This is a genomic window from Longimicrobiales bacterium, assembly GCA_028823235.1.
In the GTDB taxonomy this organism is placed as follows: Bacteria; Gemmatimonadota; Gemmatimonadetes; order Longimicrobiales; family Gaopeijiaceae; genus UBA2589.
The window spans coordinates 69,744-83,014 of the sequence record JAPKBW010000010.1 but is presented as its reverse complement, the minus strand read 5'-3'; the positions used below and the strand labels follow the sequence as shown (position 1 = coordinate 83,014).

The window sequence follows — 13,271 nt, the reverse complement described above, 5'->3', positions numbered from 1 at the left end:
GGGCGGAACCGGCGTGAGCGGTTGGTCGAACTCCCTGGGAAAGTTGACCTTCGGGCGGAGCACATCGACCGGTATCCGCACGAGTTCAGCGGGGACCAACGTCAGCGTCTGGACATCGCCCGTGCGCTTTCGGTCGAACTCTACTTCCTGATCCTGACTGAACCAGTGAGCGCGCTCGATGCGTCGGTTCAGGCGCAGGGCATCAACTTGCTCGCTGACCTGCAGAGCGAACTCGGGTTGACCTACCGCTTCATTGCTCACGACCTGACCCTCGTTTAGCACGTCAGCGATCGGGTCACGGTCATGTATCTCGGCCGCATTGTGGAGCTCGCGGAGACGACGGACCTGTACCGTGATCCGCAGCACCAGTACACCCGAGCTTTGCTCTCCTCGATCTCTCGTCCAAATCCAGAAGCCCGCAAAAATAAAGAGCGAATCGTCCTCCAGGGTGACGTCCCGAGCCCCAGCAGACCTCCCTCGGGATGTCCGTTTCACCCACGATGTCCGAGCCTGATCAAAGATGCCCGGTGCATCGAGGTACTACCTGCCACGACCCGGTTGGGTGCAGGTTGTTTTGTAGTTTGGCAAAACTCTGATTTCGGGGCCAAAACAAGGGCTTGACACTCTTTCAGGGCCGGGCCATGTTGCGATCCTGTTGAAACCCGCCCTTCTGCGCTTCGGTGTGGAAGGGCTCTGTCATGACAATCGAAGAACAACTGGCTGGAGGTTCCGTTGGTCCAATTGTACGCTGCCTTACTTCAAATTCCGGGCATGGATGTCGCCGAGCTTACGATGCGTGAGCAGATCAACGATAGCTGGCAGGGGATGGGCTTCATGCGCTACCCTCTTCTAGTCTGCTTGGTGATGGGCATTGCCGTGATCATCTGGAAGTTCGTGAGCCTTACGGTGACTGCTTCCAAGACGAAGCGCGTCCTCCAGGACGTCGACGAACTTCTCACGCAGCAGCGCATTCGTGAGGCCCTGGAGCTGACACGCGACACGGATTCGCCTGCGGCGAACATCCTGTACGCGGGTCTCGAGCGGAGCGATGAGGGCACTGATCGCGTGATGAAAGCGATCGAGAACCAGGGCCTGATCGAGATGAGCAAGCTCGAGAAAGGTCTCGTCGTTCTTGCGACGCTTACTAACGTTGCGCCGCTCCTCGGCTTCCTTGGGACGGTGATCGGTATGATCCTCGCGTTCCAGTCGATTGAGGCTGCGGGTGAGGTTGAAGCGACACTGGTTGCCGGTGGTATTAAGGTCTCGCTGCTGACGACCGCGGCGGGACTAGTCATCGCGATTCCAGTGTCCATCGGCCACAACTTCTTCGTTGCAAAAATCGATGGCCTCGTCATCGACATGGAAGAGTCGGCTCAGAAAATGGTCGACACGCTCCATTCGATCGAAAGAGGTAATGCTGGCTGACACTCAGCTGAAGTCTAGTTCGACCGAGAGGCCACCCCATTCGGGGTGGCCTCTTTTCGTTGGACCCCCGGGCCGGTGCAGGCGATAACTCAAGTGTAGGAATTCGGGCCGTCAAATGTTTATGCTTAGGCACCCGCCCCTACTCGCCACGATGGCGTCTCTCTGACCGGAACCGCACCTCGAATGACCGCTCGCCTTCTCATTACAGCGCTCACGCTCCTGGGTTTTGCGGGTGCTTCATCATCAGAGCGCGCTGATGTCACGCCTTTCGCGGCGACGTCGGTTTCGGACTCCGCACTCGATGAGCTCGCGGTTGGAAGATTCTGGCATGCCGCTCGCGCGATGCGCGCGGAGGGGGCCGCCGATGGTTCTCCCGGTGATGTGCTGACGCTCGCGCGAGCCGAGGCTGGTTGGGAGAACTGGCCGGCAGTGCTTGCCCTCCTCGACGAGGCTGAATGGGTCGGGAGAGGGGCGGACAGTGGGATGTATCTCCTCGGGCAAGCACGAGAGCATGCGGAGCGTTGGTCGGATGCTGCTTTAGCCTATGGCTTGGTGGTTGCGGAGAGCGAGTCCGGCAACGAGCTACCCGCTCTGTCACGCCAGGCTCGAGCGCTCTGGTATGCGGGAGACCATGCCGCTGCTCTGGGCCTACTGGAGGCGCTTCGCCCGACTCCGTACCTGCGCAGCTGGACAGCGGTTGAACTCGCACTTCGCGCCAGCGAGGCCGGAGACCCGGAAGGGGTACAGCAGCTCGTGGAGGAGGCTGTCGAGCCCACCGCCGTGGGAGTGCTCTGGAGAGCCCTCGCGGACGCATACATGGCAAGTGGTGACTCTGCTGCTGCTGCCGTGGAGTTCGCTCGCCTTCGCACTTCCGAGCGGGACAACCGGGCAGCAGTGTCGACGGTTGAACTTGGGCGATTGATGGTCGCGTCGGGAGACTCGGCGGAAGCCCGGGCGATGCTGGAGGTGGGCATTGCGACCGCCGCGGGCTCCGCGAGGAGTCAAGCCGCGGCGACTCTGACGGACCTGGGTGGGTACGACCTGGAGACGACGCTTGAGATGGCCCGGATCCTCGACCGCGCAGGTGATGGTTCGCGCGCCCTCGTTGGGTACGACCGTGCTGTGGATTTGGCCACGGATGCCGGTCAGGTCGTCTCGGAGTCGACACGGCTTGAGCGTGCTCGCCTGATGTCTACTGTGGTATCTCGGCAGACGGAAGCGCTCGAAGAGTTTCGAGATCTCCGGGAGACGACCGAGGATTCCAGGATTGGCGCGAGGAATCTTGAGATCTGGGCTCAAATGAGAAGGCGTCAGGACCTCGCGTCACAGGTAATCACGTTGCGGCGTTGGCTGCTGGAAGAGTACCCAGGGAGTAGCGAAGCCGCAGAGGTTGCCTGGAGTCAGGGCAGCAACGCTGAAGGCCGGGGAGCGCTCGATCAAGCGCTCGAGCACTACGCTTTCCTCGCTGAGAACGTGCGGACGCACGCGCGGGCTGGTCAGGGGCGCATGCGCTCGGGGCAAATACACCTTCGTAGGGCGAATCCACGTGCCGCAGCGGACGTGTTTGAGCTGTACCTTGAAGACTTCCCGAACGGTAGGCGATGGCAGGAAGCCTCGTATTGGGCGGGTCGCACTCGACTCGAGCTGGGGGACTCGGTGATAGGCACGCGCCATCTGGATCGTGTCCTGACACAGCCTGTCGATTATTACGCGGTCATGTCTGCGGATCTGCTTGGCGTGCCGTTCGCGCTCGACATCCCGGAAGGAGAGAGCGCGACGGAGCCCGGCTGGTTGAGCGAGGGCCTCTTACGGCTCGATGTTCTGACCGAGGCAGGCTTGTCGAGAGGCGCGGATGCCGAGGTCGCGAGGCTCCGGAGTCGGGCCGGAGAAACGCGTGGCCCCCGTCTGCGGCTCGCCGAGGCCTTGATCGAACGAGGCAGAACGATCGACGGGATTAATCTGGGCTGGGCCCTACTCTCGGACGAAGTCGCTTGGGATCAACAGATTCTGCACGTTGCCTATCCGTTCCCGTATCGTGAACTCGTGCGCCGGGAAGCGGCCGAGTGGGGTGTGGATCCGTTCATGATGGCCGCGATCATTCGACAGGAATCGGCATTCAAGGCGGACATTGTAAGCCATGCCGGAGCCATTGGTCTCATGCAGGTCATGCCGCCGACCGGGGCGCAGCTGGCCCGGACTCACGGTCCCAACGGCTTTACCAAGGAGTCTTTGACCAAGCCTGAGGTCAACCTGCATCTGGGTGCGGCCTTCTTTGTTGATATGAGCCGTCGCTACGACAACGATCTCCCGCTCGTCCTCTCGGCCTATAACGCTGGTCCGACCCGTGCCACCCGCTGGAGCCGGTACCCGGAAGCCTCGGACCCCCTCCGCTTCACGGAGCGGATTCCGTTCACGGAGACGCGTGGTTATGTGAAGAGTGTCCGCCGCAATCTGGGCCTCTATCGAGCGCTGTACGGGCAGGACTGAGTCCTCCTCACCCAGCGTCGTCACTCGCTCGCGGGGGGCCATAAAATGGTTCGATGACTGAAAGGACTAGGGCTTCATTCAGCAGCAGGATGGCGAGAATATTTTGCCCATTTCTCAGCCATCGAGACGCAAGGATTCAGCACCCTGGCAGAAGGTGAAGAGGTGGAATACGGGCTTCGCGACCCCGACAAGGGCCCTCACGCTTCCAACGTGATGTGCGCCTGACGCCCCCTTTTTGGAAAACCCTGCGCGGCCATGCGACCCCACAGTCGCGAGGCTTTTTCTGCCCGCATTCAGTTTCGCGTGGCGAGGCATCGGCTTCTATCTTCCGGCGCCGATCCACTCAGGACGCAGGTTCTCCAGCCGTTGAAGATTCCACCGAAGACGAAGCCACGCATTTTTCTGGTCGATGCGTATGCGCTGATCTATCGCTCGTACTTCGCGTTCATCAATCGGCCGCTGACCAATGCGGCTGGTGAGAACACGTCGGCTCCTTTCGGGTTCACGCGATTTCTGCTGGACATCCGAGAGGACTTCGAGCCGGACTATCTTGCCATTGTTTTTGATGCGGGTGACTCGTTCCGGTCCGAGATGTATCCCGAGTACAAGGCGACTCGCGAGAAAATGCCTGAGGATCTGAGGGCCAGTTTGGGGCGTTGTCGCGCCATCGTCGAAGGCTTCAACGATCCGGTGGTTGAGCTCGATGGATACGAAGCAGATGATGTAATTGGGACGCTGGCGATTCAGGCTCGGGACGCGGGTCTCGACGCCGTCATCGTTTCCGGTGACAAGGATTTCTATCAGCTCGTTGGTCCGGGCATCCATCTCATGAATCCGGGACGAGGTGGCTCCACCGGGGTCGCAGCAGACTGGGTCACGGAGGAGAACGCGAGCGAGAAGTTCGGTGTCCCGCCGAATCAGATCGCTGACTATCTGGCCCTCGTGGGTGATGCGTCGGACAACGTTCCGGGTGCGAGGGGCGTCGGGCCCAAAACCGCTGTAGCTCTGCTGCAGGACTATGCGGACGTCGAGGAGATGATCGCGAATGCGTCAGCACTTAAGCCGCCGCGGGCCGCGAAGTCGATTGGGGAGAACGCCGACGAGGTCCGTCTGTCAAAGCGGTTGGTCACGATCATGACGGACCTGGACGTGCCGCTTAATCTGGAGGCCCTTCGTGTACAGGAGCCCAACAATGAGGTGCTCCGCGACCTTTTCGTCGAGCTTGAGTTTCGGCGACTGGCCGACCAATTCGCGCTCGAGGTACAGAAGGAAGGTGGGAGTGCTCACGGTACGGGTTCCGTGGATGCCTCGGCAAAAGCTGTCGACTATCAGACGATCGAGGAGGCGGCCGATCTTCCGGCGTTGGTTGCGGAAATTCGTGAGGCCGGCCGAGTGGTTGTCGCGATCGAAGGATCCGACGCTGACCCTCTTCGTGGCGAGATCGTCGGGATGGCACTCGCGGTCGAGGGAGGCACGGCTCGCTATCTGCCCTTCGGCCACCTGCAACCGTTCGAGTTGACGTTTGAAGGGGAGGGGCAGGGAGAGGTCAAGAATCTGCCGGGCCTCGCTTCAGGGTCCCTAGCCCCCCTCAGAGCTGTGCTTGAGGACGCATCGATCGAGAAGGTGGGTCACGACCTGAAGAGGTCGACACTCGCCCTGTCCGTCGCTGGAGTCGAGCTGGTGGGGACCGCATTTGACACCATGGTCGCGAGCTATGTCCTCGATCCTGGCCGCAGGGGACATGAGTTGAAGACCCTCGCCATGGAGATATTCTCCCACAAACCGCTCAATCGAGACGACGTAACGGGTTCGGGCCGCAGTCGGGTAGCGTTCGGTGATGTCTCGGTGGCTCGCGCACGGGACTATCTGTGTGAGTCGGTCGATATTTCAGGTCAGCTCGCTGAACACTTCGGGGCGCAACTGGAGGGGGCCTCGCTCGGCGACCTGATGGACGAGCTCGAGATGCCGCTGGTGCCCGTGCTCACTCGGATGGAGCGGGCAGGAATCGGCATCGACGAGGATTTCTTCCGAGTCATGCGTTCCAAACTCAAGCGAGAGCTCGATCTGATCCAGGACGAGATCTTCAAGGTGGCGGGCGGCGACTTCAACCTGAACTCTACAAAGCAACTCCGGCAGATTCTGTTCGAGAAGCTGGACCTTCCCGTGCGGAAGAAGACCAAGACCGGACCGTCTACAGACGCGTCCGTGCTCGAGGAGTTGGCGGCCATGGGCCACGAGGTTCCTCGGTTGATGATGGAGTACCGGGAGTTGGAGAAGCTCCGGTCGACCTATGTCGACGCGCTTCCGCAGTTGGTGAATCCGAGGACGCAGAGGATTCATACCAGTTTCAACCAGACCGTGGCCGCGACCGGGCGGCTCTCGTCCAGCGATCCCAATCTCCAGAACATTCCGATTCGCACCGATCTAGGACGTGAGATCCGGAAAGGATTTGTCGCGGCCCCCGGGATGACGTTCCTTGGGGTCGACTATTCGCAGATCGAGCTGCGGGTCATGGCGCATTTTTCCGGCGACGAAGCCTTCGTCACCGCGTTTAGCCAGGGGATCGATGTCCACCGGCAGACGGCCTCAGTGATTTTCGATGTCCCGGTCGAAAACGTCAGCGCTGAGCAGCGTGGTCAGGCCAAGACCGTGAACTTCGCCACTCTTTACGGCCAGGGGCCGTTCTCGCTTGCACGGCAGCTGGGCATCTCCCGTGAACAGGCGAAGGAGTTCATCGCTACCTATTTCGAGCGCTTCGGCGGAGTGCGTGACTACTTGGATGCTCAGGTCGAGATGGCTAGGGAGACTGGATATGTCGAGACGCTGATGGGCCGTCGCCGATACGTGCCAGAACTCAGGGCGGACAACGGGAACATGCGTCAGTTCGGTGAACGCGTTGCACAGAACACGCCGATCCAGGGCACCGCGGCGGACATGATGAAGAAGGCGATGATCGACGTGCAGTCCGGACTTGATGAGGTCGATACAGGTGCCGTGATGCTGCTCCAGGTGCACGATGAACTGCTGCTCGAGGTGCCCGACGCGGAGGTTGACGAGATACGCGGTCTGGTCGTCGAGAAGATGGAACGAGCGATTGAGCTCAGAGTGCCGATTGTGGCCGAGTGGGGGGTAGGGAAGAGCTGGTATGAGGCTAAGGGCTAGCCTGTCCCCTTCCGCGATCTCTCCGCCCCACAGAGCCCTGACACCTTCCGTCACGAACCCGCGGGAGCGGCGGGTCAGGTACTCAGATTGGAGGTGTTCACGGGTCGGTCGGTGAATCGGATCACGCTAATCGGGAGTGTCGGACGGGATCCCGACATCCAGGGGACCAAGAACAGCACGAAGGTGGCTCACTTTTCGCTCGCGACGAATCGCCGTGCGCCGGGCGTGGAGGAAGAGGAGCGGACAGACTGGCACAGGCTGACGTTATGGAATCGGCAGGCGCGATTTGCCGAGGACTACATCAAAATGGGCGATCGCGTCTACGTCGACGGATGCCTGGATTATGACTCGTACGAGCGGGATGGCGTGGTGATTCCTACCGCTGAGGTGACCGTTCGTGAGGTGGCGTTGCTCCGCTCCAAGGGCGCGGCTGCCGATCTGGACGGAGCGGCCTGATCAGATACCGGGTCCGGGTACGATCATTGAGTCCGGACCCGGTTGATCGGGCCCCACCAGCTACATCCAGCTCCGAAACTCCGGAGCGACGGATAGCATGGCTTCCCAACCCGTGCCCCACACGGCGCGGCCGACATCGATCCTGACGGTGTCCCACCCAATCGACAGGCCGAGGCCGACAGATCCGCGCAGTCCGTTCGAGTCACGCGCCTGCCAGGCGACCGGCGGGGTCGCTCCCCCCAGATATGTAGAGCCCAGGGCAGTAAACGCTCGCAGCCCGAGCCAGGGAGCTCGAATGGGGATCGTGCCCTCGACCCGAGCGAGCCAGTAGGCCTGTCCGACGAAGAGACGATAACCGTGGCCCATGAGTGTGTGGCGGCCCCCGAGGAGGAACAGCGACTGAGCCGGCGCATCGGCGTTTTGCAGACCTGCGGACACCGACGTCAGCAAGCTCCAACGCCTCTCTGCGTCCTCAAGTTGCCAGTCAGCGTCCGCAGTGATAACCGCGTAGTTGCTGTCGGCGAGCCGGCCTCCTGTCACCATCGTGCGGACCGTCGCCCCCGGTCTCACCTCAGTCTTCGCCTGGACTGACACTGACACCATCGTCCCCTCGTCGATCGAGCGTACGGGGCGGAATCCGGTATCGGGGCCATCCGACACCACGTCCCGTGCGGACCGGTGGTCCTCAAATCGGGTCGCGACGGACAGGGCCGCGTCGGGTCGGAGGCTGAGCATCACGGTCGCGCCCCTTCTGTAGTAGGGGTCGAGGTAGTCCCGAGCCCCTGCCGCAGAGCTGATCGTGTTCCCGAGTCGTGTCGAGCCAGGGTGGCCGCCGATATCGCTCATAACATCCCAGTAGGCGGCGATCACGGGACTGACACCGGTGTGCGACCCGTTCAATGTGAGGGTCCCGGACGCGAGGCTCCTCCCGAACGCATACCCCCCGGTCCCACGGATTGTGAAACCTCCGGGCGCTCTGAGCGTGATCCCACCGCCGACAAACACGCCTTCGGCCCGATTGTACCGGGCAAAGTCGGAGATCTGAGACCCGTGGAAACGAACGGGAGCGAGTCCGCTCATCACCTCCGACTCCACGACGGCCCTCACCTGGTCCTGGACGCCTTCCAGCTTAGGTGAGGTACCGAGCCCCCCGGTCTCTGCGAGGTCGTCGAACAGTCCGCGCTCAAAGGCGAAGTCCCTCTGCTGAGCTGGTGAGACGGATTGCACTGTCCGTCCGGCGAACAGGCTCGGAGAGAGTGTCTCGTTGAAGTCGTAGGGGCCGATCTCGAACCGGCCGCGAATGATACTCCCGGCCTGGAAATCGAAGTACGGTATCTCTCGGCGAATCTCCATCTCCTGGCGATATGGGAGCCAATGAGCGCCCATCCAGAGGGAGTTGTCGAGAGAGATGCGGATGTAGTCGAGGTAGTCGTCCACGTACGATGCCGGCGTGAACGAGAAGTTCATTCGCACGATCGCGGCTCGATCGCGATCCAGGTAAATCGCCCCAACGAAGCCGGGGAAGTCGAAGTTCCTTGGCCGCACCAGTACCTCGTAGACTCGGACCTCCGTGGCCCCGTCGGAATGCATGAGACGGAGTGAGTCCGCCAGCTGAAAATCGTACGTATCCGGGGCGGACGGTGCGACCGGATGCAGAACGGCCTCCACCTCGTCCCCGTCACCAAGTCGGATGAAATCCCCGAAATCATCCTGAACTACCGTGAGATGGTCGAGGTGGTATCGGATATTCGTCGGCAGCAGCTCTTCGTCCCGCCGGCCGACAATGGTCTGCCGAGTCGAGTTGGGCGCGCCCCACAGAACGTCGATGGCTACCTGATCCGCTTTGACTAGCACGGGTTCTTCTTCGTTCGGCCGATCGACGAAGAAATACACGTACCCCCGGGCATCTGCGCGGTAGGTCTTGAGGTCTTCCGAAATTGCGGTCGACTGTCGCTGGCTGGTTGCGCGTCCGATGAGTTCGAGCACTCGGGGGGTGTTCCAGGCCGCGGACGCGGGCTCGACGGTGGTTGGGTTCTGCGCCGCCAGCTCGCCAACCGCAACGATTGGGATGGTGGTGGCCAGAGTCAGGACAACGACTCGCGCGCTATGAAGGGAAATCGGAATGAGCACGAGCATGGTACGCAACCTCGGAGTCACCCGTTCCCGGCGCGGTTGGGTTGAGACCCGGCTCTTCGATCAGGGCGCAGGCCAGTCAATAGCAAAAAGGGACCCCGCTCATGCGAGCGGAGTCCCTCTTCAGACCTGCGTGGGGTGCGTCTGGCCTTGCCTAGTTGGCGTCCCAGAACCCTGAGAGCGATGCCCCCTGCGGACTTTCACGGAGCTTCTCGAACGCTCGGTTGCGAATCTGTCGGATCCGCTCGCGCGTGACACCGAGGAGAGAACCGATTTCCTCGAGTGTGCGCTCTTCACCATCATCGAGCCCGTAGTACAGGTAGAGGATCTTTCTCTCCCGCTCGGTGAGGTAGCTCTCGAACATGGTTTCCAGGAATTCGCGTCGAGCGATTGCCTCGACATCCTCTTCGATGTCTGCAGCTGCCGCTCCTGCGAAGCGTTCTCCGAAACTTGCACTGTCTCGATCACCTCGATCCATCGGAGCATCGAGACTTAGCTCAGACGCGGCCACGCGGCGGAGAGCCCTGATCGTGTCGACCGGCTCCTCCATTTCGTTGGCGATTTCACGATCTGTCGGCGTTCGACCGAGCGACTGCGTAAGCGCAGTGTTGGTCCGGGCGAGTTTGGCCAAGTTGGAATTCTGGTTCAACGGGATCCGCACGGATCTCGTCTGCTCGGCCAGTGCTTGCAGGACAGTCTGGCGAATCCACCAAACTGCGTAGGAGATGAATTTCACACCTTTGTCGGGGTCGAATTTCTTCACCGCCTTGAGAAGTCCCTCGTTGCCGATGCACACCAGCTCGGCTAGTCCAAGTCCTCGTCCCTGGTACTTCTTCACGTACGAGATGACGAAGCGCAGGTTCGCGGTCACGAGCCGTTCGGCCGCTTCCTTGTCCCCGACACGCGCTCTCCGGGCGAGCTCGCGCTCTTCCTGGGGATCTTGGATAAGAGGGTACTTCTCTACGTCCTGCAGGTACTGGTCAAATGAATCCAGGCCACGAGAGGAAGAAAACATTCGTTTCTGCCGGTCCTCGGTCTGCGGGTCGAAGAGGCACTGGCCTAGTTGCAGAGCCCCCCAACAATCCACCTGGGGATTGGTCTTGGAGGGAAGCTCAAGGAAGGCCAGTTAGAGATATTCTAGGGTGACGGCGAAGATATGAAAGCGTGTTTACAAGGTCAAAGGTTTTCTTTTGTGCAAGCCAAACCCGTACAGGACAACAGAATTGCGTACTGCGTATTCAGGGCGCGACCAACTCGGCACTGAGATTCTCGATACTCGGGCCCACGAGCCCGAACAGAATGAACGGTGCGTCGCCCATTGTTTGCCGGTCGGTCCGGGCTGGATCTGCCAAATCGACCCTCCGGAAGAAGTCTGTCTCAACCAGATCGCGGGCATTCATAGTGCCGATGGCGACGCGCTGCACTATCCGTTTCTTCTTATACACGAAGATCCGGGCCCCGCCTCGCAACACGACCCAGCCGACGGCGAAATGGGGAGCGCCTGGAAGAGACGAGGCCCCGCCGGGTGTGCCGCGTAGCGGCCCGCCGGTCGGGAGGATGTCTTCACCCTCCAGTTCCAGGGTGACCCACTCAGGCAGTTCGTTGGCACCTCGCCATCGGCGCAGTCCAAATGTGAGGAACACGCGGCTGAGCATCAGCCGAATCGCGTAGCCGAAGGCACGTAGCAGAGATCTCAAGAAGAGAATCAGTACGAGGCAGAACACCAACGTCACGGCAAATGCTGCGAGCGGGCAGGTCGAGGGTCAGCGCCACGAGCCCTACGACCATGACATCCTGGACGAGCGATCCCAGCAGAAGAGCCGGGGCTTTGCCTGTGCCCAGCCACCTGAGGACGGCTCCTCCGCTTCTGGCTCCGTGAGTCACCGAGGTGAGCAGCCCTCCCGCGAGCGAGCCCAGCACGACGATCGGGAGCGATTGGCCATCCAGAAGAAGGAGAGCCAGTAGAGCCCCTGATATCGGACGAATGATTGCGTGCAGGGCGTTTCAGGCCAGTGTGCTCAGTGAAAAACGCTCTACTGTGAACTCCAGAATGTAGAACGCGCCGACCATGATCAGGACCCCGGACGGATCCAGATCACCGAGAGCCCCAGGGAGAGGCGTCCCCCACAATCCCGCCGTAGGCGCCGCCCCCAAGCAGGAGCCGCGTCAGGTACAGATCGACCCCAGCGGCCACCGTGAGTGGTGGCAGCGCGAGCAGTACGAGTGGAATTGCGGTCACAGACACCTCATGGATGAAAATATGCCTCTGCTTCGGGGCTTTGACATGGCCTCGTCCATTTGACAGGATCATCGTCCTGAAGTTGGCCACCTATTCCGGTTCTTCTATGTCCGATCGTCGCCAGGAAGCCCTCGATTACCATTCTGAGGGAAGGCCCGGAAAAATCGAAGTCGTTTCGACAAAATCCGTTGCAACTGCTCGCGATCTGTCGCTCGCGTACTCCCCCGGGGTGGCCGAGCCGTGTCTCGCCATCCATGAGAACCCGGAAGACGTGTTCAAGTACACCGCGCGAGGCAACCTCGTCGCAGTGGTGTCGAACGGCACCGCTGTCCTCGGTCTCGGAAACATCGGGCCACTGGCGTCGAAGCCAGTCATGGAAGGGAAGGGCGTCCTCTTCAAGAGCTTTGCCGGGATCGATGTATTCGACCTCGAGGTCGCCTCTGAGGCTGCAGAGGACGTCATCAAGTTCTGCGAGCTCCTTGAGCCGACTGTCGGCGGTATCAACCTCGAGGATATCTCCGCTCCCAGCTGCTTCGTTATCGAGCGGACGCTGCAAGAGCGACTCGACATACCCGTCTTCCATGATGATCAGCACGGAACCGCGATCATTGCGGGTGCGGCCCTGATCAACGCGCTCGAGATCATCGGAAAGAAGATCGATGAGGTCCAGGTCGTCTTCAGTGGAGCCGGCGCGTCGGCTCTTTCGACGGCGGAGCATTTCGGGCGGCTCGGAGTGACTCCCGAGAATATTCTGATGGTCGACTCGAATGGTGTGATCTACGAGGGGCGCGAAGAGGGCATGAACGAGTACAAGGCTCCGTTCGCGGTGAAGACCGAGAGGCGGACACTCGCTGAGGCCTTTGAAGGGGCTGACGTGTTCATCGGGCTGTCGGTGAAGGGCCTGGTGAAGCCGGAGATGGTCGCCTCGATGGCTGAGAACCCGATCATCTTCGCCCTTGCCAACCCCGACCCTGAGATCCTTCCGGAGGATGTCGCTGCGATCCGCGACGATGCGATCATGGCCACGGGCCGGTCGGATTATCCGAATCAGGTCAACAACGTCCTTGGTTTCCCCTTCATTTTCCGTGGGGCTCTCGATGTGCGAGCGCGGAGCATCAACCATGAGATGATGCTTGCGGCGACGCGATCGCTCGCGGACCTGGCGCGCCAGGAGGTGCCCGAGTCGGTTCGCGGCGCGTACGACGGATCTGAGATCAGGTTTGGCCGGGAGTACTTGATCCCGAAGCCATTCGATAGTCGTGTCCTCTTTCATGTCGCTCCCGCGGTTGCGGGTGCGGCCATGGAAAGCGGTGTCGCCCGAGAGGACGTGAACCTCGATGATTACCGGGACCGCCTGCGCGCCAGCCTC

Annotated in this window: 9 protein-coding genes and 1 pseudogene; 6 read left to right on the top strand and 4 right to left on the bottom strand. The window is 61.1% G+C overall.

What is annotated here, in order from left to right; translation table 11 throughout:
* Positions 1 to 21 precede the first annotated feature (21 nt).
* From OSA81_07720 to OSA81_07700, 5 genes are all read left to right on the top strand, one after another.
* The gene (locus OSA81_07720; protein ID MDE0898888.1) at positions 22 to 279 is read left to right on the top strand and encodes an ABC transporter ATP-binding protein; all 258 of its coding nucleotides are present in this window, start codon (positions 22 to 24) and stop codon (positions 277 to 279) included.
* A 453-nt stretch (positions 280 to 732) separates the two neighbouring features.
* Positions 733 to 1,425, top strand: a complete 693-nt coding sequence (locus OSA81_07715; GenBank protein MDE0898887.1) for a MotA/TolQ/ExbB proton channel family protein — start codon at positions 733 to 735, stop codon at positions 1,423 to 1,425.
* 183 nt (positions 1,426 to 1,608) lie between these two features.
* Positions 1,609 to 3,912 (top strand): transglycosylase SLT domain-containing protein, encoded by a 2,304-nt coding sequence (locus tag OSA81_07710; protein ID MDE0898886.1) that lies wholly within the window; start codon positions 1,609 to 1,611, stop codon positions 3,910 to 3,912.
* A 366-nt stretch (positions 3,913 to 4,278) separates the two neighbouring features.
* A complete protein-coding gene (gene polA, locus OSA81_07705; GenBank protein MDE0898885.1) occupies positions 4,279 to 7,074 on the top strand; it encodes a DNA polymerase I in 2,796 nt (931 codons plus the stop codon).
* A 111-nt stretch (positions 7,075 to 7,185) separates the two neighbouring features.
* Positions 7,186 to 7,530, top strand: a complete 345-nt coding sequence (locus OSA81_07700) for a single-stranded DNA-binding protein (protein ID MDE0898884.1) — start codon at positions 7,186 to 7,188, stop codon at positions 7,528 to 7,530.
* Positions 7,531 to 7,590: 60 nt separating this feature from the next.
* Here OSA81_07700 and OSA81_07695 read toward each other — a convergent pair whose 3' ends face one another.
* The 4 genes from OSA81_07695 to OSA81_07680 all read right to left on the bottom strand — a co-directional run bounded on the left by OSA81_07695 (position 7,591) and on the right by OSA81_07680 (position 11,902).
* The gene (locus OSA81_07695; protein ID MDE0898883.1) at positions 7,591 to 9,666 is read right to left on the bottom strand and encodes a hypothetical protein; all 2,076 of its coding nucleotides are present in this window, start codon (positions 9,664 to 9,666) and stop codon (positions 7,591 to 7,593) included.
* Between the two features lie 151 nt (positions 9,667 to 9,817).
* Complete coding sequence (locus OSA81_07690) at positions 9,818 to 10,678, bottom strand: RNA polymerase sigma factor RpoD/SigA (protein ID MDE0898882.1); 861 nt, start codon at positions 10,676 to 10,678, stop codon at positions 9,818 to 9,820.
* Between the two features lie 223 nt (positions 10,679 to 10,901).
* On the bottom strand, positions 10,902 to 11,360 hold the full coding sequence (locus OSA81_07685) for a hypothetical protein (GenBank protein MDE0898881.1): 459 nt from the start codon (positions 11,358 to 11,360) through the stop codon (positions 10,902 to 10,904).
* Positions 11,361 to 11,758: 398 nt separating this feature from the next.
* On the bottom strand, positions 11,759 to 11,902 hold the full coding sequence (locus OSA81_07680; protein MDE0898880.1) for a hypothetical protein: 144 nt from the start codon (positions 11,900 to 11,902) through the stop codon (positions 11,759 to 11,761).
* 106 nt (positions 11,903 to 12,008) lie between these two features.
* On the opposite strand from OSA81_07680, the pseudogene OSA81_07675 reads away from it, so the two are divergent.
* A pseudogene (locus OSA81_07675) lies at positions 12,009 to 13,235 on the top strand (hypothetical protein).
* Positions 13,236 to 13,271: the final 36 nt, after the last annotated feature.

Coding starts and splice junctions, on each gene's coding strand:
- OSA81_07710 (MDE0898886.1), top strand. CDS start 1,609: ATGACCGCTCGCCTTCTCATTACAGCGCTCACGCTCCTGGGTTTTGCG.
- OSA81_07690 (MDE0898882.1), bottom strand. CDS start 10,678: ATGTTTTCTTCCTCTCGTGGCCTGGATTCATTTGACCAGTACCTGCAG.
- OSA81_07695 (MDE0898883.1), bottom strand. CDS start 9,666: ATGCTCGTGCTCATTCCGATTTCCCTTCATAGCGCGCGAGTCGTTGTC.